This is a genomic window from Chryseobacterium sp. GVT01B, from assembly GCF_019970045.1.
GTDB lineage: Bacteria > Bacteroidota > Bacteroidia > Flavobacteriales > Weeksellaceae > Chryseobacterium.
The window spans coordinates 220,475-246,600 of sequence record NZ_JAHXYI010000004.1 but is presented as its reverse complement, the minus strand read 5'-3'; the positions used below and the strand labels follow the sequence as shown (position 1 = coordinate 246,600).

Here is a 26,126-nt window from a genome sequence, read left to right as displayed (position 1 = left end):
GAAGAAAAAAAGGTAATTTTGTACTATGTTCAACACATTAGGTAATCTTCTTAGTCTTACAACATTTGGAGAAAGTCACGGAGTGGCTTATGGCGGTATCATCAATAATTTCCCGGCAGGTTTAACGGTAGATCTCGATAAGGTTCAATACGAACTGAACCGAAGAAAACCTGGCCAGTCAGCAATTGTTACTCAAAGAAAAGAAAGTGACACAGTAAAGTTTCTTTCAGGAATCTTTGATGGCAAAACAACAGGTACCCCAATTGGTTTTATCATTGAAAACGAAAATCAGAAATCAAAAGATTATGATCATATAGCAGGCGCGTATCGTCCAAGCCATGCGGATTTTACTTATGACCAGAAATTTGGTTTCAGAGATCATCGTGGCGGCGGAAAATCTTCTGCAAGGGAAACCATGAACTGGGTAGTTGCCGGAGCTCTTGCCAAGCAGCTTTTATCAGACATTGAAATCAACGCTTACGTGTCTTCCGTAGGTGATATTTTCTGTGAAAAACCTTATCAGGCCTTAGATTTTTCCCAAACGGAAAGCAATGATGTTCGTTGTCCTGATGCTGAAACAGCTGAAAAGATGATTTCAAGAATCAAAGAGATCAAAAAAGAAGGGAATACAATTGGTGGAACAATTACATGTGTGATTAAAAATGTTCCCGTAGGAATTGGTGAACCTATATTTTCAAAACTTCAGGCTGAACTTGCAAAAGCTATGCTGAATATCAATGCCTGCAAAGGTTTTGAATATGGAAGCGGTTTCTGCGGAGCCAAAATGACAGGAAAAGAGCATAATGATGCTTTCAATACAGATTTTACTACAAAGTCTAACCTTTCAGGAGGTATCCAGGGCGGAATTTCCAACGGAATGGATATTTATTTCCGTGTGGCATTCAAACCTGTGGCAACTATTCTGAGACCTCAGGATAGTATTGATAAAGATGGAAATCCTGTAATCGTAGAAGGAAAAGGGCGCCACGATCCTTGTGTAGTTCCGAGAGCAGTTCCGGTAGTGGAAAGCCTTGCTGCATTTGTATTGGCAGACCTTTTTCTGATCAACAAAACAAGAAATATCAATAATTTTTAACATAAAATATTTTTGGTAATGAAAAATTACTGGGATAAAGGAATTTCTTTTGAGGAATACCTTCAGATTGCAAAAGAAAGATTAGAGAATCCTGCTAACCAACAGGAAGCTGAATATAAACAATATTATGAGCTGGGTCTTCAGAGAATGGACCGAACGGTAAAAAAATACGTTCCGGATGAAGATCAGCTGAAAGAACTTGCTGCCAAAAACTTTGACGGAAAGATTTTAATCATTTCTGAGGCCTGGTGTGGTGATGCAAGTGCAACAGTACCTGCATTATTCAGATTTTTTGAAGGTCATAATGAAGTAAGAGTTTTTCTAAGAGACAGTGATAAAAGTTTAATCAACCAGTTTCTGACCAATGGCACGGAATCTATTCCTAAGGTTCTTATTCTTGATAAAGACCTGAATGTAAAAAATTCATGGGGCCCTCGTCCGAAATACGGGTATGAACTGTTAATGAAATATAAAGCTAATCCTGAAGCATACACAAAAGATATGTTCTATAATGATCTGCAGATATATTATGCCAAGAACAGAGGAAAAGATGCTGTTCAGGAAATTTTAGATCTCCTATAAACACCAGATATGAAAAAAAACGTCATTTATCTTGTATTAATCGTCATCATCGGTGTTGTTGCTTTTGTACCGGGAATAAGGAATTTTCTAAAAGATACGTTCTTACCTGTTGCAACTATTGAAAATGCTGTACATATCAGTGAAGAGGATTACGATATAGAACTTAAGGGAATCAATGCTCCGAGTACGAATCTTAAAAACTTTAAAGATAAAGGGATTTTCCTGAACTTCTGGGGAACCTGGTGCCCACCGTGCAGAAAAGAATGGCCATCTATTCAGAAACTGTATAATACCAGAAAAGATCATGTAGATTTCGTATTGATTGCAATGAATGACAAAGAGGATGATATAAGAAAATTTTTAAAGGAAAATAATTACACTGTTCCTGTATATATTGCTCAAAGCCCTATTTCTGAGAAAATTCTTCCTAAAGTTTTTCCTACGACTTTCCTTCTGGATAAGCATGGAAGAATCCTTATCAAGGAAGATGCTACAAAAGATTGGGACACAGAGACTGTGCATCAGTTCATTGACAATATTATCAAATAAATTTTTAACTAAATTTTATAATTTGTTGGTACAGGATTTGTGAAATTTACAATGTTGAAAAATTTATTAAATCCTAACACAAAAATGAAATATTCAAAATTAAATCTTGCAAAAGAAGCCATCAGTCACAAGGGCTTTATAAAAAAGATCCCTGATATTTTCAGAATGGTCAAAATGTGGAGAAAAGGAGCCTATCCTATGAAATCCATAGACATTATTCTTCCTTTACTGGGAATTTTATATGTGCTCTCTCCTATTGACCTGCTTCCTGAATTTGTTATACCGGTACTTGGAGTCATGGATGACCTGGCAGTATTGTCACTTACCATTCCTAAGCTCATCAAAGAGGTCGACAAGTTTTTATTATGGGAAGCCCAGCAAAAATACAGCGGAGCCCAAGTCATTGATGCTGAAATCGTAAAATAATAGTTTATTATATTTTTCACACCATCCTGGTAAATCCGGGGTGGTTTTTTATTTACAAATGAACGATAAATTTTTAAGCCTTATTTCAATTCCTTAAATTTGCAATATCTAATAAAAAATAATGGAAAGTAAAAAAGAATTCTTCTTAGAGTGCTACAAACTAGGAATCATTAAATTCGGAAGGTTTACCCTGAAAAGTGGTATTGAAAGTCCTTTTTATGTAGACTTAAGACCTTTGGCTTCAGATCCTAAAATTTTAAAAAATCTTGCTAATTATTTATTGGAAATGCTTCCATTGGATAATTTTGATTTAATCTGTGGAGTTCCTTATGCTGCTCTTCCTATGGCGACTGCAATGTCTCTGGAAAGCTATATTCCATTAATTATTAAAAGAAAAGAAGCTAAAAGCTACGGGACAAAAAAACTGATTGAAGGAATTTATCAGAAAGGACAAAACTGTCTTTTGGTAGAAGATGTAATCACTTCAGGAAAATCTTTGTTAGAAACCATTCCTGAAATAGAACAGGAAGACCTTAAAGTTTCTGATATTGTAGTGGTATTGGACAGAGAACAAGGCGGGAAACAGCTATTGGAAAGCAAAGGATACAGAGTACACACTCTTTTCAATATTTCGGAAGTATGCAATATTCTTCAGGAAACCGGTGAACTGTCTGATGAAGAGGTAAAAAGAATCCAGGACTTCCTTCAGGGGAACCATATTCAGTTTGAAGAGGAAACCAGATCTTCTTACGAACAGAAACTTCAGACTACGCAACACTCAGTTTCAAAAAAATTACTGGAAACAGCTTTAGCAAAAAAATCAAATCTTATTGCTTCTGCAGATGTTACTACCACTCAGGAGTTACTTGAGTTTGCTGAAAAAGTAGGACCTCACATCATTGCTTTAAAAACACACATCGATATTATTTCTGATTTTGATTACGAAAAAACAATCACTCCTTTAAAAGCTATTGCAACAAAACACCAGTTCTTACTGATGGAGGACAGAAAATTTGCTGACATTGGAAATACTCAGGAACTTCAGTTCACAAGCGGGGTTTTCAAAATTACAAATTGGGCAGATTTCGTAACGTCTCAGGTTATCGGAGGTTTTGAATCATTAGACTGCTTCCACAATGTAGGAGTAGTTGCTATTGTAGGAATGTCTTCAAAAGGAGCTCTGACTACTGCAAGCTATCGTGAAGAGGCTTTAAAAGTAGCTTTATCTCATCCTAATGTAATTGGTGGAGTATCTCAGAACAAAATTCCGGAAGACCTTTTATTATTCACTCCGGGAGTTAATCTTGCAGATTCTGGTGATGGTAAAGGACAGCAGTATAATACACCGGAACATGTTTTCAAAACGCTGCATACAGATTTTATCATCGTAGGAAGAGGAATCTACAAATCTGATAATCCTGAAGCAGCTGCGATCACTTATAAGACAGAGGGTTGGAACGCGTATATTAATTCTTTGGAAAAAAAAGCAATTCAGGGTTAAAATCCTATAAAGTATTTACAAAATAAGTTATATTTGGGCTTTATCACGAATATTTGAAAAAGATCAGCATTTGCCTTATTTTGTTCTGGGGAGCCGCACAGGTTTCTGCACAGAAAGACAGCATCTATATTGAAGCAAAACTGTCTCCTGACAAAAAGAACCTTGAGATCAGTCAGGAAATTGTTTATTACAATCATTCTGAAAAAGACCTGCAGACTGTAAAACTCCTGAATTGGGTTTCCGCTTACAACAGACGCGGAACGTCTTTAGTCTACAGAAAACTGGAAGACAGAAATACTGATTTGCATTTTGCGAAAAGCAATCAATTGGGAAAACTTCTTGAACTGAATGTTAAGAATTCTGACAATGAAGTCATTCCCGTCAATACAATCTCAGATGAAAATCTTTTTATTCCTCTGAAAAATGTATTAAAACCTGGCGAAAGCGTCACTTTACAACTGCAATACCGGATGCAGCTTCCCGATAAAACCTTTACGGGATACGGAACATCCGCTCAGAATACGGTATTAAAATATTTCTTTATTGTTCCGGATCATTTTGATCCGGACAATATTTCCAAAAGAAACTATCACGATATTGAAGAACCCGTAAGTTTCAATACTTTCTGGACTGTAAACTTTGATATTCCCGTAAATAATTTTGTGGAAGGTAATCTTCCTCAGGTTCAAATGAACTCATTCAAAGGATATCTGGATTCAGACCCTGAGTTTTTGATTTCGACAACCGGATATCCTTCAATAAAAACTAATGTTGACGGCGCTGAAACAGAAATTAAGTTTGGTTATAATCTGAAACCCGAAGAAAAACAGAATCTGGAGTTTTATCTTCCTTTACAATTAAAATTCCTGAAAGAAAGAATCGGTATTCTTCCGAAAAGCATTTTTATTTCTGATAAATTCAGAGCTAAAGAAGACTTTTTCGGAAATAATGATATTACTTTCTGGAAATTCAGATTTCAGCTATTTACGAATGCTGAAAAAACAGATCTGGATTATTTTGGAATCATCGCCAAGAAAATTCTTGATGAAAACGTTATTGCCGATAAAGAAAAAGACCATTGGTTCAAAAACGGTTTAAAATCTTACCTGGAAATTCAGTATCTGAAAAAATTCTATGCTGACACAAAACTTTTAGGAACACTTCCTGAAACCAGAGTATTTGGAATTAAGCCTTTAAAATTTTTCCATGCCTCTAAAGTAAAACTTCTGGATCGTTACGGACTTTCTTATCAATATATCATGCTGCAAAATCTTGATCAGAAGATTGATGAGCATTTTCCTGTTTTAAGTAATTTTAATGACATGGCTGTCAGTAGTTTTGAAACCGGAAGTCTTTTTAATTTTTCGGCGGATAAAATGGGATATGACAACTTCAATGATATTCTAAAAGATTATATTTCTCAGAATAGCGGAAAAAAAATTAATCCTGAAAATTTCCTGACTTCTCTTTCTGAGAAAAATAAATCATCTGCCTATCTTTCAAACTTTTTAAAACAGAAAAACAGGGTTGATTTCAAGTTAAAAAACATTAGAAAAAGCAACGATTCCTTAGAAATAAAGATTACAAAAAATACAGATATTTCCATTCCTGTAAAGCTTGAAACCGAGACCAGAGAAGGAGAAAAAAAGGTATATTGGATAGATACTGAAGAAAATGAACGCATTACCAATCTGTCACTTCCGGCTTCTGATAACATCTATAAAGTTACATTAAACAGCGGATATACCTTCCCTGAGTCAAATTACAGAGATAATTTCCTATATGCAAAAGGAATATTTTCCAATGCAAAAAAAATTAAACTTAAATTAATAAAAGACATACCAAATCCCGAATACAACGAAATTTATATCACGCCAAGAGTACGTTTCAACAATACGTATGATAAATTTCTTTTGGGAATTAACTTAAAAAACCAATCTTTATTTGATCAGAAATTCCTGTATTCAGTCACACCAACCTACAGTACTGGAACAGGAAAACTGACAGGTTCAGGAGCTGTTTCCTACTCTATTCTGCCTGCCGAAAGTATTATCCGAAGTTTAACCTTTGGAGTTTCCGGTTCTTATTTCCATTACGATTATGGATTAGCCTACAGAAAGAGTTCAATAGCTACTTCTATCAATTTTAGAAAAAATCCCAGAAGTACCGTGAGCAGAAGCATCGGGGTTTCCTATAATTATTTTGAAAGAGATCTGAGCCCTAAAATGATTGCCAATAACGACTACAGCAAATACAATGTCTGGACAGTCGGATATGGATATAGTGACAGCCAGATGATCCATGAAAAAAGTTTTAGTCTGAGTACGCAGGGAATGGAGGATTTTAACAAAATAACAGCTGAAGGTTTCTATAGATGGGAATTTGCTCCTAAACAAAAGCTAAGTTTACGTTTATTTGCCGGATACTTCTTAAGAAATAATACAAGAAACAACCTTTTCGATTATGGAATTTCGAGGGTTTCCAACTACTCTTTCTCTTATAATCTTTTGGGAGAAAGTGCCAGCAGTGGTCTGCTTTCACAACAGTTTATATTAGCTGATGGTGGTTTCAAATCATTCCTTCCGGGAATGGTAAACCAATGGATCACTTCTGCCAATGTAGATTCAAGTGTATGGAAAATTTTCCATGTGTATGCAGATGCCGGAGTTTATAAAAATAAAGACCTTCCCGCCAAATTCATATGGGATACCGGAGTTAAAGTAAGAATCATCCCGGATTTTCTGGAAGTTTATTTCCCAATACAATCTTCCTTAGGCTTTGAACCTTCATTTAAAGATTATGGAAAGCGTATCCGATATACATTGATTCTTAATCTTGGTTCCATCATCAATGCAGCAAGAAGAGGCTGGTATTAAGCCTTCGGATAACAAAAAAAGAAAAAAAGACCTCAAAAGTGTCATTCTGACGAAGGAAGAATCTTATGAATAGCCAAGCATATGAGATTCTTCACTACATTGCATTCCGTTCAGAATGACAAAGTCCAATTACCTAACTTTGAAAATAAACTCTTTTTATTAAAACTAATCTTTTATAATTTTCTGTGAGATCGGAATATTGTTAATGGTTCCTGTCACAATATAAGTTCCTTTGGGAAGCTCGGCAATATCAAGAGTTGATGCTAATTTTGTAGGTGATTTTTTTACAATCTGTCTGTAGGTATCGTAGATTTTTACATCTTTCACTTCAGTTCCGAAGACAATTTTACTATCCTTTATAAAAGGATTCTGCACAAAACCGGACTTCACACTGCCTTCCAGGGAAAAGTCAGCCCCATTATCATTACTGTCTACTAATGTTCTTTTTATAGCTGTGGTTGTAGTGGGAGAAGGAGCTGGCCCATCTCCTTTAAACTGATCTGCATTTGACCCATATCCTACAAAATCCAGGACATTAGATGCCGATGGTCCGGTAACCTGAACTATATTTCCAGCTAAAGCAACTTTTCCAGACACACTGGAAATTCTCAATCCGGAAGATTTGTTGAGTGTTCCATCAAAACTGACAATAGTAGTTGCAATAAAATCAGGGGTCGGTAAATTCTCAACACCACCATCAATGGCTGATTCCTGAATCAAATAGGTTTCTTCAGGGCCTAAAGTAAAATCCGGCAGCGTATGATATTCAGTAAAAGCTCCTATCGCTGGAGCATATTGTATACTGGCGCCAGTCAAAGAAACCAAATTCGTTCCGATGTTTTTGAGCACAATATAATTATTTTTCAATACGGCACCTGAATTTGCATTTCCGCCATAAATCTCATTAATTACAATCTGAGCATTTGCAAAGGCAGTTAATGATACAAGCCCGACAAGAGTAAAGATTTTTTTCATCGTCATAATTTTTAGAAATGGATTTGTAATAAAAACATCAAAAACAATACCACCAAATTAAGAAATAAACAGTATACAAAAATCTAAACATCAGTAAATAGTTGCATAAAAAAACAGCCGCTTCAATGAAACGGCTGTTTGTATTTTTATCTCAGGAGATTAGTCTTTAAGAACTTTTTGAGAAACCGGTTGGTTGTTTACTGTACCTGTTATGATATAGTTTCCTTTTGCCAGTTCAGCAATATTAACAGTTCCGTTTTGTTTCACAGAACCTTCTTTTACAAGCTGTCCGGACATGTTGAAAACTTTCACGTCTTTTACATCAGATCCGAAAACAATCTCATCGCTTTTAACAAAAGAATTCTTTACGAAGTTCCCTGATTTTGTATTTTTAGCATCAATAACAGCCAGAGAAGCAGTAGACGAAGTAACAACTAAAGAAATATCATCTATTCTCCAGTTAGCAGTACCAAGAGAAGGAGTTCCTGTACCAGGACTGTCACTTCCATAGATTCTTAAGGTAACCGGAGCTGATTCTGCTCCTACTAAATTTGCACCTGCAAAAGTGATGCTATTCAACGTCCATGTACTATTGTTATTCACATTTACAGTTCCTATTGCAGTAGCATAATTATCAATGCTGGAATATACTGTAATCTTTCCAGGTCCTGTAGATGTTCCTCTTGATCCTAAATTTAAAGAATTTAAAGTTACCTTATTACCAGCAACCGGAGTAACAGTTACACTAAAATAAGTACTTGCAGCAGTAGAAAGAGCATCTTTAAAAGCCGCAGCACCAAAATTACTGGACCCGCTTGCTCCTGTATAACCACTAGATACTGATGTAGTAGTAATTAAGTTAGTAGTACCATTATTATTTCCCTGAGTTGCTGCAAATGCTACACTTGAAATATTTGCATTTGTACCTGAAATAGGATTTACAGAACTACCATCCCAAAGGTAAGTTGTTTGTGCAAAGGCAACTGCACCCATCATCACTGTTGCAAAAAGAGAATAAAATTTTTTCATGATTTAAATTTTTTTGTTGTTAATAATTTCTTTTCGATAACAAAACTACATTCTATTTCTTTTGGGGGGACAATAAAGAGGTTAAGTTTTTGTTAATTATAGTTGACCCCTTAATGTTAACATTTTTTAATTATTTTTACGAATTATTTTTAAAAGTTGCGGAATTTCATTATCCTATTCGTTTTATTCTTCTTAGGCATATTTTCAGGAAATGCTCAGGTATTTTCATGGAAAAACCCCAACGTGCCTGAAGACAGCATTAAAAGGGATAGTATTCTTGCTGCACGACTGGAACAGGACATCTTTGCAAAAGATACTCTGGATTTCATAAGAACACACAATAAGATCATTATTGATGAAGCTGTCCTGGCAAAAAATGATAAAAAAAGATTCTTAGGTGAGCTTAATTCAAAGGGTTCTATCATCCGTGGGATTACTTTTGGTAACAACCAGGGACAATCTGTACAAAGTTCTATGGATCTTCAGATTTCGGGACGACTTTCAAAAGATGTGACGATTTTAGCCAGTATTTCAGATCATAACCTTCCTATTCAGGCTGATGGTTATACCCAGACTTTGGAGGAATTTGATAAAATTTATATGCAGCTTAACATCAAGGAAAAGTCTATTCTCAGAGCCGGACACCTTGATCTTGTAGAATCTAAAAATTATTTTGCGAAATACCAGCGAAGAAGTATGGGACTTCAGTTCCAGACAGAAATTGGAAAGGAAAACAAAACATTGATTGATATTTCTGCCGGTGTTGCACGAAGTGAGTTCCATAGAATTCGTTTTCAGGGGGTTGAAGGTAACCAGGGACCTTACCGTCTGACAGGTAAAAACGGTGAACAGTTTATCACATTGATTTCAGGTTCTGAGCAGGTTTTCATTGACGGTATCTTAATGAAACGAGGAGAAAACCAGGATTATATCATTAATTACAATACAGGTGAGGTTACTTTTACCAGTTTCCGCCCTATTTTCCAGCAGAATTTCATTACGATTTCTTATAACTACGCCAACAGAAATTATTCCAGATATTTATTTACCGGAAAACTTGAGCATCAGAGAGAAAAATTCAAAGTGGGCCTCAACTGGTTCATGGAAAATGACAATAAAAACGCACCTCTTTCTTTAAATCTCTCTAAAGAGGATGAACAAATCCTTGCTGAAGCAGGTAATGATCCTAATCTGATGTATGCACCATCAGGAGTTGTTACCGAATATGATGTGAATAAAATTTTATACAAGTTAAACTCTGCCGGGAATTTCTACGAGTTTTCCACTGATCCTAACTTAACACTTTACCAGGTTTCTTTTACTTATTTCGGGGCTAATCTGGGAGATTATAAAATAGCACAGACCACCAACAACGGACGTGTTTTTGAATATGTTGGTCCTAATGCCGGAGATTACAGAGCGGTAAGAAAGCTTCCTTCACCTCAGAAATCACAGGTATATTCCCTGAATTCTGAATATTTATTGAATGAAGGAAAAATAGGAGCTGATATTTCCCTGAGTAATTATGATGTCAATTTATTTTCATCAAAGGATTCTGATCAGAATATGGGCTATGCGTGGCGTATTTTCGGAAATAAAAGCTTTACGAAGAACACATGGAAGGGAACTCCAAGCTTTGAATACCAGTACATAGACAGACAATTTCATATTCTTGACCGTATCAATGATGTGGAATTCTCCAGAGATTTTAACCTTACGCAAGAATTTAACAAGAAGACCCAAAACAGGTTTATTTTCAGCTTCCTGAACAAATGGAATAATAAGTCTACCTTAAACTACCGTGTCAATTATCTGAATGAACAGGATTCTTATAAAGGACTTAAAAACGACCTTGATTTCGGATGGATCACCGGAAAGCTCTTTACCAAAGGGAACTTATCTTATTTGAGTACTAATGCCACTCTTCAGGATACTAAATTTATCCGTGGAGGAATTTCAACTGAATTTACCGGTAAAAAAGGAAGCTGGGCCATTGGTGGAAGCATGGAACACAATGAGAAAAAATACAATGACACCCAGCTTATGGATGTCACAAGTTTCAGCTGGAAAGAAATCTTTTTGCAAAAAAAGATCGGTGACAGTACAAGAACCAAGCTATTGGCAAAAGTATACATGAGAGATAATGACTCTGTACGTGACAACAGGCTTCAGAACATGAACAATATTTTAGGTTTCATGGCAGAAAGTCAGATCATCAAAACGGAAAGAACTACGTTAAATGCTTTAATCCACTACAGAAAATTTTTCTACTCAGGTGCGGAAGGTGACGTTACCCGAAATAATGACTTCGTCGTTGGAAATATTCTATACAATCAACAGCTTTTCAGAAACGGGATGCGTCTTCAGGCTTTCTACGAACTTGGAAACGGACAGGAAGCACAGCGAGAGTTCCAGTACATTAAAGTAACGGATGGACAGGGTGTATATAAATGGACAGATTATAACGGCGATGGCATACAGCAGCTTGACGAATTTGAAATTGCAGAATATTCCGATCTTGCCCAATACATTCGTGTGTACACCAATTCCGTAAGGTATATTCCTTCCAATAAAAATAAATTACAGCTGGCATTATTTGTCAATCCGGCAATCGTTTTCAACTCAGAAAACGGATTTTTAAAGCGCTGGAATTTCAATATTTCATTGAATTCCCAAAACTCATTCTATAAAAAGGATAAAGTTCTTGTGCTGAATCCTTTTGAAAAAAACAGCGATCAGATTCTTAAAAATCAAAATATACTGGCTTCTGTACAATTCAATCCTACCGATAAATCAGGCTGGAATGGTAACTACAGATTCATCACAAACGATAACCTCATCAATGCCAATTTCAGTAATGAAGAGCGTGAGCAAACCTCTCATTTCCTGAATATCGGATACTGGTTCAATAAAGAATTCAGAGTCGATTGGGAAAATTCTGTTCATGACATTCAAAACTCCTCACAGTTATTTGCAACAAGGGATTACCGTCTTAATAATTTTGAAACAAAGCCTAAGGCCACTTATAAATTCACAGACGCTATACAGGCTGAATTATCCTCTGCTTTCCGTCAGAAACAAAGATTGGATGGTGAAGAACTTCTAAAAGCTTTTGATGTTACAGGAACTATCCAATGGGAGCGCAGAAAAACATCGATCCGTGGAAATTTCTCATTCATCAGCAACAATTTTACCGGAAACAATTTCAGTATTGTAGGAAACCAGATGCTGGATGGTTTGAAGCCGGGGAAAAACCAGGTATGGAGTGTATTTATTCAGCAGGCAATCAACTCATTTATCCAGCTGAATCTTAATTATGAAGGAAGAAATTCGGGTGACCGGACCATTCATATCGGAAGTATGCAGGTAAAGGCAAGTTTCTAAGCTGGACAGTTCCTTATTTACAATAAAAAATCCCCAATATCACTATTGGGGATTTATATTGGTTATTAGTTAATTTTTATTTTTTAATAACTTTAAGTGATTGTGAGCCTCTTTCGGTATTTACTTTTAAGATGTAAATTCCTGCTGGAGCACGTTTCATATCTACAGAGCCTTTTTCTGCGTTGATTGTTTCACTAAGGATTCTTTGTCCTGAAACATTATATACTTCAACATCTTTGATTCTGCTGTCATTATTGATATAAAGGTAATCTACAACCGGGTTTGGATAGAAATTGACTGTATTCTTTTTCGCTGCTTCATTTACGGCCAATACAGTTGCTGTAAATTCAAAACTTCCGAGATCCGGTGTTACAGCATTTCTTGTATTACCATCAGCATCCAATGTCACTTCAACAACCGGAGTTCCTTTATTATCAAGAGCGGCATTTCCGGTACCAGACACATGGAAGTCTGTTGCTGATACAAATACCGGCAGAACATTCAAAGAATTTACATTACCTCCAAATCCTGCCTGGATATCAGCAAGGGTAGCTTTTGCAGCTCCTCCGATATACCCGAGATTCGTTCCTGAAGAATAAAAATTATTATAATTAATAGTAGAAAAAACCGTGCTGGCTGCGCCGGCGTAAATAGCATATCTATCTCCTGCCTGGGTTTGGGTATTGACAAAAAGATTGTTTCTCACATCAATACCTCCCGCGCCAGTTACTCCGCTCGTAATGTTTAAGGCAGATGGCCTTCCTGCAACAGTCTGGCTTACATCCATCACAACAGTATTATAATATACTTTATACCCTCCTCCTGCGGCAATGACTATTCCGTTTCCGTTGTCATTTACTCCGCCTGTTGTTGCATAGCCATAACCTGCTACACCACTTACAATATTGTTGGCCACTAAAGTATTGGAGGTAAGACTTGTTGTTGACAGATATATCCCCTGCGCTCCATATCCGGATACATTGGTATTTTTGATTCCCGTGATTTTATTATTGGTTATAGTCATTCCATTCGTTAATGTGCCTCCAGCATAAATTCCGGCAAACAGAGTTCCCGTTCCACTGGAATTAAAATTAGAAATTGTATTTCCTTTTACAATAATATTGGCTGCTGCGGAAGCTCCCGTATTACCAGAAGTTACTGTTATTCCGGAAGCACCTCCGGCACCTGTTCCGGTATACCCCAGATTGGTAATGGTATTTGAAGTAATGGAAGAATTTACAGTTGCAGTTGCAAACCAGACTCCTCTCTTGATCTCAGCATTGGTAGTTTCAAAATTGCCAATTGTATTATTACTTACTGTTACTCCGTCTGCTCCCTGTGCATAAATTCCACAAAGACGAACAGCATCTGTTCCGGAGGCACTCACATCATTTCCTGTCACCAGAGTGTTACCTCCGTTACCTGCAGCTGTTGCAGCAAATAAATAAATTCCTATGTAGGCTTTCTTCACAGAATTATTCTGGATCGTCACATTATTAAAGAAGCCCCCTGTAGGAGTTGTAGCTCCATCATACATTATAAAAGCAGAAGAGGTATTGATACCGTTTACTATATTCAGGTTTTTAACCGTAATATTCGTATTGGCAGCAGCAGCAGAAGCCGCAATAAATGTAAGTACCTGAGGTGCTGTAACAGAAGTATTGGTAAGGGTAAGATCTCTTGTAGTTCCAGAAGCAGCATTACTTCCATCTAAAGTAATATTACTTCCCTGTATTCTCACTAAAGGTGCACTGGCAACATCTCCTGAAATAGTAGCCGTAACTCCCACTGCGGGTTTTATCGCAACCGAAGTGTAACTTGTTGCACCACCACTGGCGTTCAGACTGGCAGTTGCCGTTTCGGTGGTATTAGCTGTGATACTGATTGCAATTGCTCCCTGATGTGTTCCCGCATTAATAGCGTCAAATGCTCCCTTTAACGTAGTATAGGTTCCTGTAGCTGTACCTGCCGTAGCAGACACATTCACTTGTGAATAAAAATTTGATGCAGAAAAAACTGCCATCAAGCAAAATAGAATTTTTCTCATATTATTAATTTTTATTAGTATTAAATATAAGAAATATTTTTCAACATAATATTAAAAACACTGAAAATCAAACATATAAATTAAATAAAAATTAAACAAAATATCATAAAATCCCTTAAATAAACAAAAATACGCAAAACAAAAACACATTATAAATAGTAAAATATTGTTTTTTCAGAATTTCGTAAATTTGCACTATGATAAAAATAGGCAACATAGAACTGCCGGAATTTCCACTTTTGCTGGCTCCGATGGAAGACGTAAGTGATCCTCCGTTCAGACGTTTGTGTAAGATGCATGGTGCAGACTTAATGTATTCAGAATTTATTTCTTCTGAAGGGTTGATTCGTGACGCTATCAAAAGCCGTAAAAAGCTTGATATCTTCGATTATGAAAGACCAGTGGGCATACAGATCTTTGGTGGAGACGAAGAAGCTATGGCCATGTCCGCAAGAATTGTTGAAACAGTAAATCCGGATCTGGTAGATATCAATTTTGGATGCCCTGTAAAAAAAGTTGTCTGCAAGGGAGCGGGAGCAGGCGTTTTGAAAGATATTGACCTGATGGTTCGTCTTACAAAAGCTGTTGTAAGTTCCACTCATCTGCCTGTAACGGTAAAAACCCGTTTAGGATGGGACAGTACGTGCATTAATATTGATGAAGTTGCAGAACGTCTGCAGGAAACAGGAATCAAAGCTCTTACTATACATGCCAGAACCCGTGCCCAGATGTACAAGGGTGAAGCAGACTGGGAACATATTTCCAGAATTAAACAAAACCCTAATATTGAGATCCCAATCTTTGGAAACGGAGATATTGATTCTGCTGAAAAAGCATTAGAATATAAACAAAAGTATGCATGTGACGGTATTATGATCGGACGTGCTGCTATTGGCTATCCGTGGATATTTAATGAAATCAAGCATTTCTTTACAACAGGAGAGCATTTACCTGCCCCTACAATATCAGACCGTTTATTGGCCGTTCGCCAGCATGCGGAATGGAGCGTTGAATGGAAAGGAGAGAGATTAGGTCTGGTGGAAATGAGACAGCACTACAGTAATTATTTCAGAGGAATCCCTCACTTCAAGGACTTCAGAAGAAAATTCCTGGAAGTTTTCACATTGGAAGAAATGAACAGCTTAATCAAAGAAACCCAACAGTTCTACGAAGAATATCAGGCACAGATATAAATGTAAAAACCATCAGCAAAACTGATGGTTTTTTATTATTTTGAACCTTAGATTAATATCCTTCTGACGGAGATTCATTTTTAATCAGTGCTAAAGCTGAAGAAGTTCCTATTCTTTTCACTCCCATCTTAATCATTTTCTCAGCATCCTCAGGGGTTCTTACACCACCTGCTGCTTTTACAGGAAGCTTTCCTGCGTTGTTGAGCATAATTGTTATTCCTTCAAAAGTTGCTCCGTTAGGTTTTCCTTCAGGAGTTTTGTAGAATCCTGTTGAAGATTTAACAAAAATTTTTGACCAATCATTTTCAGAGAAATTCTCTTCTGCCCAGGTAGAAATATTTCTGGTAAGATCTGCAATCTGTTCATCTGTCAAAGCGGCAATTTCAATAATCCATTTTGCTATTTTATGATGTTCAAGAGATAATCTTGTACATTTTACAAATTCATCTTTTACCAGCTCTGTATTTCCTTGCAGATAAGCTGTATAATTAATAACGAAATCCAATTCATCAGCACCGTCTTCTATTGCTTTTGAGGCTTCGGAAAGCTTCTCTTCAACAGAATACGTTCCTTCGTGAAAACCTATTACAGTTCCTACTGCAACATTTGAATTTCTTTCCTGAATATATTTCCTTATCTCAGCTACATAATCCGGTCGAATCATTACTGCAAAAATACCATTCTCAATAGCTTCCTGCGCAAGTTCTTTATCTTTTTGAAGTGTTTCTTCATGGGAAATACCTGATTGTTCCGGTGTTTTCAGGTAGGTTGAATCCAAATATTGGGCTATGTTCATATCGTTATACTTTCAATTGTCTGTAAATACCTTGTTCCAAAGATATAAAAGTCTCTGTTCTTGTTACTCCTTTCAGCTTCTGAAGCTTGTTAAGGATCTGCATTAAGTGATCATTATCTTTACAAAGAACTTTCAGGAATATGGTATAATTCCCTGTTGTGTAATGGGCTTCCACCACTTCGTTAATATCATGCAAAGATTTTACCACTTCTGGATAATGACTTGGCTGATCCAGAAACACACCAATGTAGGAAATTACTTTATACCCTATTTTTTTAGGATTAAGAAATGATATTGAATTTTCAATAACTCCTGCATGTTCGAGTTTTTTGATTCTTTGGTGCACTGCAGTTGTTGAAATTCCAACATTTTTTGAAATGTGGGCTAAAGAAGTTTTAGCATTATCCATCAACATGTAGATAATTTCCTTGTCAATAGAATCTAAATGATAGCTTGTGTTGCTCGAATTTTTCATTTTCTACTTTTTTTATTATTTATGTTTTTTACTGTAAACTTTTAAATTTTACAAAAACCGGAAAGTGATCACTATATCCTCCCAAATACCTTGTACCAGCATAAGTTCGGAAAGGTCGTCCTTCAAAATTTCTGGTTCTGCTGCGGATTTTTTCAGAATTGAATATATGGGCATCCTGAAAAGCCAGCGTCTTATTATCAAGCAAAGATCTTGACATAATAATCTGATCATACAGCAATCCAGATTTATAATGAAAAGTAGAATAATTTCTTGTAGAAAACAATTGTTGAAAAGGGTTCATTAAAACCTTCTCGCGGTCATTGTTATAGAGAATCTGCACTAAATTTTCATCATCCGGGTTTTCGTTAAAATCACCACACAGTATGACATGCTCCTTATCAGCATCTACGATTTTCATAATCCGTTCCCGGACTTCATTCAGTATAAAGGCTCTTTTAGGTTTATTGATATCTTTTTCTCGCTTAGAGGGAAGATGGGCGATAAAGACATTAATAATTTCCCCTTTATATTTAATTTTTGAAAAAAGTACGTCCCTGGTTGTGTCGTAATTTCCTGTGTTTTTATTTACTATTTCAAAAAAGAAAGTAATGGTTTCAGAATCTATTACCTCTACTTTATTTTTATCATACAACATGGCTACATCCACTTTTCTTTCGTCCATAGAGTTGTAATGTACAATTCCATATTGCGAATGAAAGGGCTCCATCTCCACAAGATCTTCCAATACTTTCCTTCCGGAAACTTCAGACAATCCTATTACAAATGGCAGTACACCATTATCCTCCTTCATCAACTGAAATACATGGGAGATTTTGAAAAGCTTATTATTATATCTTTTTTCATCCCAGTTCCTTAATCCTGACCGCGTAGGATCTAATTTGTGGACAGGTTTCGGATCGGGTAAAAATAAATTTTCAACATTATAAAAAGAGAACAGCTCCATCTACACTAATTTCTATACTTTTAATTTATTATGTTCTTTTTTCCTAAGATGTAAATTTATTATTTTTTTTCAAATTCCTTTGATTCAACTCAAGAAAGACGAATCAATTTCCAATAAAAAACGATTCAAATATAATAAAAAATATCAATGAAATCAGCTATTTTAAATTAATTTTTCAATCATTCGGGAGTTTTAACACATTAATCAAAATTGAGACAATACGTAAAAATCAGAATAATAGAAATAAATTTTTAATTTAAAATTAGAAATATTAATATTTTTCGCACTTATTGAATTTACAACAAATATTATTCCATTTATCTTCAAAACAAATGGAATTCAACGTGGATAAGAATTGACAAGTTTCGACAAGTTTCGACAATATTTGACTATAGCAAATCAGGGCGTTTTTCTTTGGTAATCCTTACCGCTTCCTCATGACGCCATTCTTCAATTTTCCCGGAATTCCCACTTAGTAAAATTTTAGGCACATCCAATCCTTTATAACTTTCAGGTCTGGTATAAATTGGTGGTGAAAGAAGATCATCCTGAAAACTATCCGTTAAGGCACTCTGCTCATCATTTAAAACTCCAGGAAGCAGTCTGATGACAGAGTCCGCAAGCACGCAGGCTGCCAGTTCTCCTCCGGTAAGAACATAATCTCCGATGGAGATTTCTTTTGTAATATGAAGATCTCTTACCCTTTGGTCTATTCCTTTATAGTGGCCACAAAGAAAGATCAGATTTTCTTTTATGGAAAGTGAATTGGCAATTTTCTGACTTAAAGTAACGCCATCCGGTGTCAGATAGATTACCTCATCATAATTTCTTTGAGATTTAAGCTCTGAGATACACTTATCCAGCGGCTCAATCATCATCACCATTCCTGCTCCGCCTCCGTAAGGTTCATCATCAATCTGTCTGTGCTTATTGACAGCCCAGTCTCTCAGTTGGTGAAAATGTACTTCTGCCAGCCCTTTATCCATTGCTCGTTTCAAAATAGAAGTTTTGAACGGACTTTCCATCAATTCCGGAAGTACGCTTATTATGTCAATTCTCATTGTAATGTTCCGTTTTTCTTAGTAGGTATAATAATTAATCTTAAAGAAGAATCTTTGTTGATATAGCTCCACATCCAGTTGAAGAATATGGCCAGCTTATTTCGAACGCTCAAAATTAGCATTAAATGGAGAAACATCCAGAAATACCACGCCAGAAATCCCTGAAATTTTATAAATGGCAGATCAACAACGGCTCTATGCTTCCCTATGGTCGCCAATGAACCTTTATCATCATATTCATATTCTGCCCACTCGTTCTGACTTTTCTTTAATAAATTTTTACCTAAATTTTTTGCCTGATTAATGGCTACGTTTGCTACCTGCGGGTGTCCCTGTGGATATTTTGGAGTTTCCATATAGGCAATATCCCCGATGGCATAAATATTATCGTATCCTTTTATTGTATTATATCGATCTACAATATATCTGTTTCTTACTAATTTTTCTTCAGGGAAGCCTCCTACCACATTTCCGGTAACTCCTGCTGCCCAGATTACATTATTGGACGGTATTTCTTTCCCGCTTCTAAGATGTACTTTATCTCCGTCATAATCTGTCACCACTTCTCCACTCATAAAAGTCACCCCCAGGTCTTTGAGATATTTTTCAGACTTCTCCTGGGCTTCACTGCTCATTACAGCGAGTGGTTTCTCAGTTGAACTTACCAGGATAATCTTCAGATGGTCAAAGTTCATGTAAGGATAATCTCTTGGAAGGATGTCTTTTTTCATTTCGGCAAAAGCACCTGCCAGTTCTACTCCGGTAGGTCCGCTTCCTACGATAACGATATTCCAGTTTCCGTCATCGCTTCGGCTTTTTTCAATAATCAGTTTTTCAAAGGTCGTCAACACATGATTTCTGATGCTGATGGCTTCCTGAGTATTTTTCATTCCGAAAGCTTTTCCTTCCAGATCTTTGTTCCCGAAAAAATTAGTTTTACACCCCGTTGCAATGATGAGTTTATCATAAGTAAATTCTGCCTCATCAGTAATTACTTTATTGCTGGCAGGGTCTATTTCTTTCACCTCTGTCATACGGAACTGTGTGTTTCTGGACTGCTGAAAAATCTTTCTGAAAGGGAAAGAGATATTGGAAGGTTCAATCCTTCCCGAGGCTACCTGATAAAAAAGCGGCTGAAACATATGATGATTCATCCGATCCAGAACAATGACCTTTTTGTTCTTGTTATTCAATGTTTTTGCAAGCTGCAGCCCCGCAAATCCTCCTCCTATAATGATGATTTTTTCGCGTGTTTCCATAATACACAAATTTACTGATTTTATTTTAGCATTTAGCAGTGAAAAAAGTTAGTTTTGCAAAACTTTATGACACCAAAAAAGTACACCAAAAAAACTGCCAAACAGCTCCATAAAACAAGACGGAAGAAGTATTTTTTCCGAAGATGGATGATATTGGCTATTTTAATTGTAGCTCTTATTGGAACCGGCTTTTATTTGAAGCAATCCGTCAGCTATTATTACGCACTGTACTTTAACAAATTTACCCACAAGAAACTCCACAACAGCGAAAGAGAAGCCGCAAGAATTCAGAGAATTTTAGCGAACAACCTTGATAAAACTTATGGTTTTGATGTTTCTCATTATCAGAACAGGGAAGATATCAAATGGGACAGTCTCAGTATTGGAAATAAAACGATTCCGCTGGAGTTTGTCGTTATGCGTGCTACAATGGGAAACCGAAGTGCCGACAAGCATTTTGAGGAATTCTGGGAAATAGCTAAAAAACATGATCTTATCCGTGGTGCCTATCACTTTTACAGAGCTGATGAAGATCCTGTCATTCAGGCCAATAATTTTTTAGCAAATGTAAAACTTGAAAGTGGCGATCTTCCTCCTATTCTTGATATTGAAAAAATTCCAAAGCGTAAAACGAACAAAAAACTGATTGAAGATCTTAAAGTCTGGTGCAAAATTGTAGAGGATGCTTATGGTGAAAAGCCTATCATTTATACCTATTATCATTATTATAAGGATTTCCTGAAAGGAGAATTTGAAGATTATCCGCTATGGCTGGCCAATTACAATGACGTTCCTTCTCCATCTCCCGATGACCAGTGGGATTTCTGGCAGTTTACGGAAAACGGAATTGTTCATGGCATCAACACCAAAGTAGATCTTGATATCTACAATGGCAATTCATGGTCGTTAAAAAGACTGACACTGGATTAGTGAAGATAGAATTATATGAACAAGTGATTGATTCTTCAGTTACTCAGAGACATCAGTATTAATCATTTTCACTCTGATTATCGCTTCCGTTTTTATCCATTTTCACATCAATATTAATCGCTGGTGCAGCAATAGTCATTTTCTGCCAGTCTCCATAAAATTCTCTTATAAATCCGGTTCTGAATAAAGCGGCACTTATTTTAATTCTGCCATCAAAATCTTTTAAAAACTGGATTCCGATAAAAAATTTTCCCTGAACCCAAATATTACGATCATTGACATCCAGCGTATAGGTTCCGTCTTTAATCATATTTTCAGTAAGTTCCACGGTAATCTCTTCTTCAAGAATATTTTTATCCGGGAAGCCATTTTTTTCACTGTAAATGCTATATCTCATCAAAACCGGCTGAGTAGAAACATAGCTGGCTATATTCAGATTGATATTTTTAATTTTGGATCTTTTCTTAGCATTGAATTCTAAAGCAGTTTCTCCAAGAAAACTTTTTTTGTCAAATTCCGGATTAACAGAATAAATAACACTTTTTGTTTTTGTATTGACTCCCCAGTTTTTATCAACAAGTTTTTTAGGTTTTATTGCAATCTCTTTAATATTTTTAATTTTCTCTGTTAAAAATACTTTTTGCTGGTCATTCTTTTTAAAACTCTCTATTGTTTCCTGATAAAGATCGTATCCCGGGACTTCTATTTTTATTTTCTGCTGTGGTTCAGCATTGGAAAGATCAATTGAAAATTGTCCTTTTTCATCTGAAATCGCCCCGGTTGATTTCTTTTCAATCCCGATTTTCACGTAAGGAATCGGCTGATTTTCGTTTTTAGAAATAATAGTTCCGGAAATAACCTGTGCATGGAAGGCTGAAGCCGCCAAAAGGAAGAATAAAGTATGATATATTTTCATGTTAAAAGTTTGACGCAAACTTATTTATTTTAAACCATCAGCTGTCACAATTCTTTATTAAATTTATCCTCCTTATAGTTAAAGTTCTTTTAAAAACCCCATTGTTTTCAAAAGAACTCTAAAAATATTTACATTTCGTGCTATTAAAGGATATTCATAACTTCTTCCCAGGAATGAACTCTTTCGTAAGTCTCGTTTTCTATCAGCTCATTATGAGGCTGGGTAAAGATCAATCTTTGTCCTGAAAAATGGTCTAAATTTTTTGGATAATCATCAATCATTACATCTCCTGAAACTACTTTTTTGCTTCCGCAAAGAACAATCTGCTCCCAGGTAATGAATGGGAAATGTTCTGCCAGCCAATCGTATTTTTCTCTTAAGCTGTTGGGAAATTCCATGCCTGCAGAGACAATATACAGATCATATTTATTATTCAGATATTCCATTGCTTCACGGCTTCCTTTCATTACAGGCAGCGTTCTGAAAAACCCTACTTCATTAACGTGTTTTTTTCCGTTCGGAAATGATTCTATTTCAGGTTTACCTGCTAAATCACTGATTTCAATTTCTCTCCCCGTATCTCTTTTTTCAAATTGTACCAGCTGATGATATACATCCGCCATTACCCCATCCATGTCGACAATTACTTTTTTCATTACTTCAATCAGATTTTTGTATTATTTATATTATTAAAAAAATGTATTCATTGTGTCTTATCAAATTTACTGAATAGTTTTTCCAGATAATGGGCACAGTCTATTAAAAAATTATAAATATTCATTTTTATAAAAGAGGTTCCGGAAAATTTTAGGTTACATTTTCGTATTTTTGCGGTTCAATTCAAAATTAAAATCAAACCATTAATTTCCAATGAATTACGTTTCTGCAGAAAATCTTACCAAATCTTACGGCATCAAAGTTTTATTTGAAAACATTACTTTTCATATCAATGAAGGGGATAAAATTGCTATTGTTGCCAAAAACGGAAGTGGAAAATCTACCCTTCTGAAAATATTAATGGGTAAAGAAATTGCAGACAGTGGAACTGCGATCATCAACAAAGATATCCAGGTGGTATTATTTGACCAGGAAATTGATTATGATCCTAAACTCAGCATTGAGGAATTTATGATGGCGCTGGATTCAGAACCTATTCTTGCTCTTAAAAATTATCATCTATCACTTCATTCTACAGATAATGATTTTATTGAGAAGGCATTGGCCGATATGGAAGCTCACAAAGCGTGGGATCTTGAAAATGAAATGAAGCAGATTCTTTCCCAGCTTAAGATTACTGATCTGGATGCCAAAATGGGAACGCTTTCCGGAGGTCAGATCAAACGTGTAGCGCTGGCTAAACTTTTGACGGAAACAAGAGCCGAACACAGACATACGCTTCTTATCATGGATGAACCTACCAACCACCTTGATGTGGATATGGTAGAATGGCTTGAAAATTATTTGAATAAAGCAAAAATCACATTATTACTCGTTACCCACGACCGATATTTCCTTGACAGTGTTTGTGATATTATCTGGGAAATGGAAGATAGAAATCTGTACGTGCATAATGGTTCATATGCTACTTATCTTGAAAACAAAATGATTCGTGAGGAGAATCTTAATGCGACTATTGATAAAGCCAATAACCTTTACAGAAAGGAACTGGAGTGGATGCGCAGACAACCGAAAGCCAGAACTACAAAATCAAAGAGCAGAATTGATGCTTTTTACGAAACTGAAAAGGTTGCCAAAACCGATACCAGAAAAGATGGCTTGGAACTGGATTTTGAAATGAAGCGTTTGGGGAATAAAATTCTCGAACTTAAACATATTGATAAAAGTTTTGGAGCAAAAGTTCTTCTAAAAGATTTCAGCTACCAGTTTCAACGTGGTGAAAAGGTTGGAATTATCGGAAAAAACGGTGCTGGAAAATCTACCCTGCTTAATATTATCCAAGGTTTGGAAAAAGCTGACAAGGGAGAAATTGAAACCGGAGAAACGATATCTTTCGGTTATTTCGCTCAGAAAGGGCTTACATATAAAGAGGATGAGCGTGTGATTGATTTCATCAAGGAGATTGCAGAATTTTATCCATTGGCCAATGGAAGAAGCCTGTCAGCATCGCAATTCTTAAGATTGTTCTTATTTGACGATCAGACTCAGTACTCTCCTATCTCCAAACTTTCAGGTGGGGAAAAGAGAAGACTTCACCTGATGTATATTTTGTATCAGAATCCTAATTTCCTGATTTTTGATGAACCTACGAATGACCTTGATCTTCCTACGCTAACGGTTCTTGAAAATTTCCTTCAGCAATTTCAGGGATCTTTGATTATTGTTTCCCACGACAGATATTTCATGGACAGAATTGTAGATCATGTCCTGGCTTTTGAAGGAGACGGAAAAATCAGAAATTTTGTAGGAAATTTCTCAGAATACAGAGAGGCAAGAAGCCGTGAAGAAGCTTTAGAAAAAAATACCACTGCAAAACCTGAGCCCGCTAAAGAAATTGCTGCTGTAACAGAAACCGCTCCAGTGGCTGCTTCTAAAAAAAGGAAATTAACTTTTAAAGAACAAAAAGAGCTGGAAACGATAGAAAAGGAAATGCCGGAACTTGAAGACCAGCGTTCCAAAATTCTGGATCAGCTCAACAATGAAGCGGATTATGAAAAGATCGCCAAACTCTCTTCCGAACTTGAAACAGTTTCAGAAAAGCTGGAGAACCATGAGATGAGATGGCTGGAACTTCAGGAAATCCTTTAATAATTATGAGTTAAAAATTATGAATTATGAATGGATTTAAGGTTCAAAGTTTAAAGTTCAAGGTTGATAGCAGTCGTGATTAGAAGTTTCCAACTCATTTACACTCAAACCCTAAAACGCTCAAACACTCTGACTCATTCATAATTCATAACTCATCATTTATAATTGAATACCCCTTTTTATAATTGAATTACTCTTTCTTCTTTTGCACTTTCCAGAGAAGCATCAATAATTTTCATATTCTGAATAACTTCTCTTCCCGGAGATGGTAATGCATATCCAAAGACAATGTGCTCATAGATCTGCTGGTAATAATCCATGTAATTTCCGGCTTCACTGGAGGTTAGAATTCTTTCAGTCTCGGAATGATCATTCAGGAAGTTTAAAATTCCATCCGATTCTTTCAATCGCTGGGTCCATTCTTTACCATATTCAGGAATAGCACCTGCTACCAATTCATTTTCCTGATTATCTGTTCGTTCCTGTAAAAAAGTTCCTCTGTCTCCATGAATAGTATAAGCGTAATGACCTTCTTTACTGAAAACAGACGATTTCAGCCTTACTCTCAAGTTATCTTTATAGAATAAGAGAATTTCAAAGTAATCGTTAGCAAACTCACTTCCTTTCATAGAAAATACATCTGCAAAAAGTTTTTCAGGATATCCAAAATACTGTACAGCCTGATCTACAAGATGTGCTCCCAGATCATGAAGTGTTCCTGCACCTACCTGATCCGGACTTTCTTTATGCTGTTTTCCGCTGGGTGTTGTACGGAATCTGTCAAAGCGGATTTCCGCCTCTTTAATATTTCCTATTTTTTTATCATTTAAAATCTTCTGAACCTGCAAGAAGTCACGGTCGAATCTTCTGTTTTGATATACACTTAAAAACAATCCTTTTTCTTCAGCCAACTGTACCAGCTCTTCCGCTTCAGCAACATTTACCGTAAAAGGTTTTTCTACGATAATATTTTTTCCCGCCTCTAATGCTTTTTTTGCATATTCATAATGCGTCTGAACAGGAGTGTTGATGATGACCAATTCTACATCCGCATGCTGAAGCATTTCTTCTACAGAACGATAAATGGTTGCTTCAGGATATTTTTCCTTAGACTCTTCTTTACTTCTTTCCACTACAGCAGATATAAAAAATCCCGGATGTTCCTTTAAAAAGGGAGCATGGAACACTTTTCCGCTCATTCCAAAGGCACAAAGCCCTGCTTTTACCAATTGCATATTATAATTTTTAACAAATATATTCATAAAAAACGCTCTATTCCTTAATCTAAAGGAGGTATAGAA

21 protein-coding genes are annotated in these 26,126 nt (G+C 36.1%); 10 read left to right on the top strand and 11 right to left on the bottom strand.

Going from position 1 to position 26,126, the window contains the following annotated elements; genetic code table 11:
- Positions 1 to 25 precede the first annotated feature (25 nt).
- The 6 genes from aroC (at position 26) to LC457_RS10950 (ending at position 7,030) form a co-directional block, all read left to right on the top strand.
- Entirely contained in the window at positions 26 to 1,096 is a 1,071-nt protein-coding gene (gene aroC, locus LC457_RS10975; RefSeq protein WP_142717824.1) for a chorismate synthase, read from the top strand.
- An 18-nt stretch (positions 1,097 to 1,114) separates the two neighbouring features.
- Complete coding sequence (locus LC457_RS10970; protein WP_223599875.1) at positions 1,115 to 1,678, top strand: thioredoxin family protein; 564 nt, start codon at positions 1,115 to 1,117, stop codon at positions 1,676 to 1,678.
- A gap of 9 nt (positions 1,679 to 1,687) precedes the next feature.
- Positions 1,688 to 2,227 (top strand): TlpA disulfide reductase family protein, encoded by a 540-nt coding sequence (locus LC457_RS10965; protein WP_223599874.1) that lies wholly within the window; start codon positions 1,688 to 1,690, stop codon positions 2,225 to 2,227.
- Positions 2,228 to 2,311: 84 nt separating this feature from the next.
- A complete protein-coding gene (locus LC457_RS10960; RefSeq protein ID WP_223599873.1) occupies positions 2,312 to 2,653 on the top strand; it encodes a YkvA family protein in 342 nt (113 codons plus the stop codon).
- Positions 2,654 to 2,774: 121 nt separating this feature from the next.
- Complete coding sequence (gene pyrF / locus LC457_RS10955; protein WP_223599872.1) at positions 2,775 to 4,154, top strand: orotidine-5'-phosphate decarboxylase; 1,380 nt, start codon at positions 2,775 to 2,777, stop codon at positions 4,152 to 4,154.
- Between the two features lie 53 nt (positions 4,155 to 4,207).
- Positions 4,208 to 7,030 (top strand): aminopeptidase, encoded by a 2,823-nt coding sequence (locus LC457_RS10950; RefSeq protein WP_223599871.1) that lies wholly within the window; start codon positions 4,208 to 4,210, stop codon positions 7,028 to 7,030.
- Positions 7,031 to 7,195: 165 nt separating this feature from the next.
- Here LC457_RS10950 and LC457_RS10945 read toward each other — a convergent pair whose 3' ends face one another.
- Both LC457_RS10945 and LC457_RS10940 read right to left on the bottom strand, forming a co-directional pair.
- Positions 7,196 to 8,005, bottom strand: a complete 810-nt coding sequence (locus LC457_RS10945; protein WP_223599870.1) for a T9SS type A sorting domain-containing protein — start codon at positions 8,003 to 8,005, stop codon at positions 7,196 to 7,198.
- A 159-nt stretch (positions 8,006 to 8,164) separates the two neighbouring features.
- Complete coding sequence (locus LC457_RS10940; RefSeq protein ID WP_223599869.1) at positions 8,165 to 9,034, bottom strand: T9SS type A sorting domain-containing protein; 870 nt, start codon at positions 9,032 to 9,034, stop codon at positions 8,165 to 8,167.
- Between the two features lie 156 nt (positions 9,035 to 9,190).
- Here LC457_RS10940 and LC457_RS10935 point away from each other — a divergent pair, with 156 nt between their 5' ends.
- A complete protein-coding gene (locus tag LC457_RS10935) occupies positions 9,191 to 12,418 on the top strand; it encodes a hypothetical protein (RefSeq protein WP_223599868.1) in 3,228 nt (1,075 codons plus the stop codon).
- Positions 12,419 to 12,494: 76 nt separating this feature from the next.
- Here LC457_RS10935 and LC457_RS10930 read toward each other — a convergent pair whose 3' ends face one another.
- Positions 12,495 to 14,465 (bottom strand): T9SS type A sorting domain-containing protein, encoded by a 1,971-nt coding sequence (locus tag LC457_RS10930; protein WP_223599867.1) that lies wholly within the window; start codon positions 14,463 to 14,465, stop codon positions 12,495 to 12,497.
- A gap of 197 nt (positions 14,466 to 14,662) precedes the next feature.
- Here LC457_RS10930 and dusB point away from each other — a divergent pair, with 197 nt between their 5' ends.
- Positions 14,663 to 15,658, top strand: a complete 996-nt coding sequence (gene dusB, locus LC457_RS10925; RefSeq protein ID WP_223599866.1) for a tRNA dihydrouridine synthase DusB — start codon at positions 14,663 to 14,665, stop codon at positions 15,656 to 15,658.
- A 52-nt stretch (positions 15,659 to 15,710) separates the two neighbouring features.
- On the opposite strand, the gene deoC is transcribed toward dusB, so the two are convergent.
- The 5 genes from deoC to LC457_RS10900 all read right to left on the bottom strand — a co-directional run bounded on the left by deoC (position 15,711) and on the right by LC457_RS10900 (position 20,213).
- Entirely contained in the window at positions 15,711 to 16,454 is a 744-nt protein-coding gene (gene deoC / locus LC457_RS10920; RefSeq protein ID WP_223599865.1) for a deoxyribose-phosphate aldolase, read from the bottom strand.
- Between the two features lie 4 nt (positions 16,455 to 16,458).
- Entirely contained in the window at positions 16,459 to 16,929 is a 471-nt protein-coding gene (locus tag LC457_RS10915; protein ID WP_047379047.1) for an Lrp/AsnC ligand binding domain-containing protein, read from the bottom strand.
- 28 nt (positions 16,930 to 16,957) lie between these two features.
- Positions 16,958 to 17,893, bottom strand: coding sequence for an endonuclease/exonuclease/phosphatase family protein (locus tag LC457_RS10910; RefSeq protein ID WP_223599864.1), 936 nt, complete (start codon positions 17,891 to 17,893; stop codon positions 16,958 to 16,960).
- A gap of 389 nt (positions 17,894 to 18,282) precedes the next feature.
- A complete protein-coding gene (gene trmD, locus LC457_RS10905; RefSeq protein WP_223599863.1) occupies positions 18,283 to 18,954 on the bottom strand; it encodes a tRNA (guanosine(37)-N1)-methyltransferase TrmD in 672 nt (223 codons plus the stop codon).
- Entirely contained in the window at positions 18,951 to 20,213 is a 1,263-nt protein-coding gene (locus tag LC457_RS10900) for an NAD(P)/FAD-dependent oxidoreductase (RefSeq protein ID WP_223599862.1), read from the bottom strand. Before LC457_RS10900 ends, trmD begins: the two co-directional genes overlap by 4 nt.
- 66 nt (positions 20,214 to 20,279) lie before the next feature.
- Here LC457_RS10900 and LC457_RS10895 point away from each other — a divergent pair, with 66 nt between their 5' ends.
- Positions 20,280 to 21,143, top strand: coding sequence for a glycoside hydrolase family 25 protein (locus tag LC457_RS10895; RefSeq protein WP_223599861.1), 864 nt, complete (start codon positions 20,280 to 20,282; stop codon positions 21,141 to 21,143).
- A 58-nt stretch (positions 21,144 to 21,201) separates the two neighbouring features.
- Here the strand turns inward: LC457_RS10895 and LC457_RS10890 are convergent, their stop codons facing one another.
- Positions 21,202 to 22,059: a carboxypeptidase-like regulatory domain-containing protein gene (locus tag LC457_RS10890; RefSeq protein WP_223599860.1), complete on the bottom strand. Its 858-nt coding sequence runs from the start codon at positions 22,057 to 22,059 to the stop codon at positions 21,202 to 21,204.
- Positions 22,060 to 22,202: 143 nt separating this feature from the next.
- Positions 22,203 to 22,715: a 5'(3')-deoxyribonucleotidase gene (locus LC457_RS10885; RefSeq protein WP_223599859.1), complete on the bottom strand. Its 513-nt coding sequence runs from the start codon at positions 22,713 to 22,715 to the stop codon at positions 22,203 to 22,205.
- A 214-nt stretch (positions 22,716 to 22,929) separates the two neighbouring features.
- On the opposite strand from LC457_RS10885, the gene LC457_RS10880 reads away from it, so the two are divergent.
- Positions 22,930 to 24,825: an ABC-F family ATP-binding cassette domain-containing protein gene (locus LC457_RS10880; protein ID WP_223599858.1), complete on the top strand. Its 1,896-nt coding sequence runs from the start codon at positions 22,930 to 22,932 to the stop codon at positions 24,823 to 24,825.
- 179 nt (positions 24,826 to 25,004) lie between these two features.
- Here the strand turns inward: LC457_RS10880 and LC457_RS10875 are convergent, their stop codons facing one another.
- Positions 25,005 to 26,060: a Gfo/Idh/MocA family oxidoreductase gene (locus LC457_RS10875; protein WP_223599857.1), complete on the bottom strand. Its 1,056-nt coding sequence runs from the start codon at positions 26,058 to 26,060 to the stop codon at positions 25,005 to 25,007.
- Positions 26,061 to 26,126 lie beyond the last annotated feature (66 nt).

Bases quoted from the DNA above. Each gene is read 5' to 3' on its own strand.
- aroC (WP_142717824.1), top strand. From the start codon at position 26: ATGTTCAACACATTAGGTAATCTTCTTAGTCTTACAACATTTGGAGAA.
- LC457_RS10970 (WP_223599875.1), top strand. From the start codon at position 1,115: ATGAAAAATTACTGGGATAAAGGAATTTCTTTTGAGGAATACCTTCAG.
- LC457_RS10965 (WP_223599874.1), top strand. From the start codon at position 1,688: ATGAAAAAAAACGTCATTTATCTTGTATTAATCGTCATCATCGGTGTT.
- LC457_RS10960 (WP_223599873.1), top strand. From the start codon at position 2,312: ATGAAATATTCAAAATTAAATCTTGCAAAAGAAGCCATCAGTCACAAG.
- pyrF (WP_223599872.1), top strand. From the start codon at position 2,775: ATGGAAAGTAAAAAAGAATTCTTCTTAGAGTGCTACAAACTAGGAATC.
- LC457_RS10945 (WP_223599870.1), bottom strand. From the start codon at position 8,005: ATGAAAAAAATCTTTACTCTTGTCGGGCTTGTATCATTAACTGCCTTT.
- LC457_RS10940 (WP_223599869.1), bottom strand. From the start codon at position 9,034: ATGAAAAAATTTTATTCTCTTTTTGCAACAGTGATGATGGGTGCAGTT.
- LC457_RS10930 (WP_223599867.1), bottom strand. From the start codon at position 14,465: ATGAGAAAAATTCTATTTTGCTTGATGGCAGTTTTTTCTGCATCAAAT.
- dusB (WP_223599866.1), top strand. From the start codon at position 14,663: ATGATAAAAATAGGCAACATAGAACTGCCGGAATTTCCACTTTTGCTG.
- deoC (WP_223599865.1), bottom strand. From the start codon at position 16,454: ATGAACATAGCCCAATATTTGGATTCAACCTACCTGAAAACACCGGAA.
- LC457_RS10915 (WP_047379047.1), bottom strand. From the start codon at position 16,929: ATGAAAAATTCGAGCAACACAAGCTATCATTTAGATTCTATTGACAAG.
- LC457_RS10910 (WP_223599864.1), bottom strand. From the start codon at position 17,893: ATGGAGCTGTTCTCTTTTTATAATGTTGAAAATTTATTTTTACCCGAT.
- trmD (WP_223599863.1), bottom strand. From the start codon at position 18,954: ATGAGAATTGACATAATAAGCGTACTTCCGGAATTGATGGAAAGTCCG.
- LC457_RS10900 (WP_223599862.1), bottom strand. From the start codon at position 20,213: ATGGAAACACGCGAAAAAATCATCATTATAGGAGGAGGATTTGCGGGG.
- LC457_RS10895 (WP_223599861.1), top strand. From the start codon at position 20,280: ATGACACCAAAAAAGTACACCAAAAAAACTGCCAAACAGCTCCATAAA.
- LC457_RS10890 (WP_223599860.1), bottom strand. From the start codon at position 22,059: ATGAAAATATATCATACTTTATTCTTCCTTTTGGCGGCTTCAGCCTTC.
- LC457_RS10885 (WP_223599859.1), bottom strand. From the start codon at position 22,715: ATGAAAAAAGTAATTGTCGACATGGATGGGGTAATGGCGGATGTATAT.
- LC457_RS10880 (WP_223599858.1), top strand. From the start codon at position 22,930: ATGAATTACGTTTCTGCAGAAAATCTTACCAAATCTTACGGCATCAAA.
- LC457_RS10875 (WP_223599857.1), bottom strand. From the start codon at position 26,060: ATGCAATTGGTAAAAGCAGGGCTTTGTGCCTTTGGAATGAGCGGAAAA.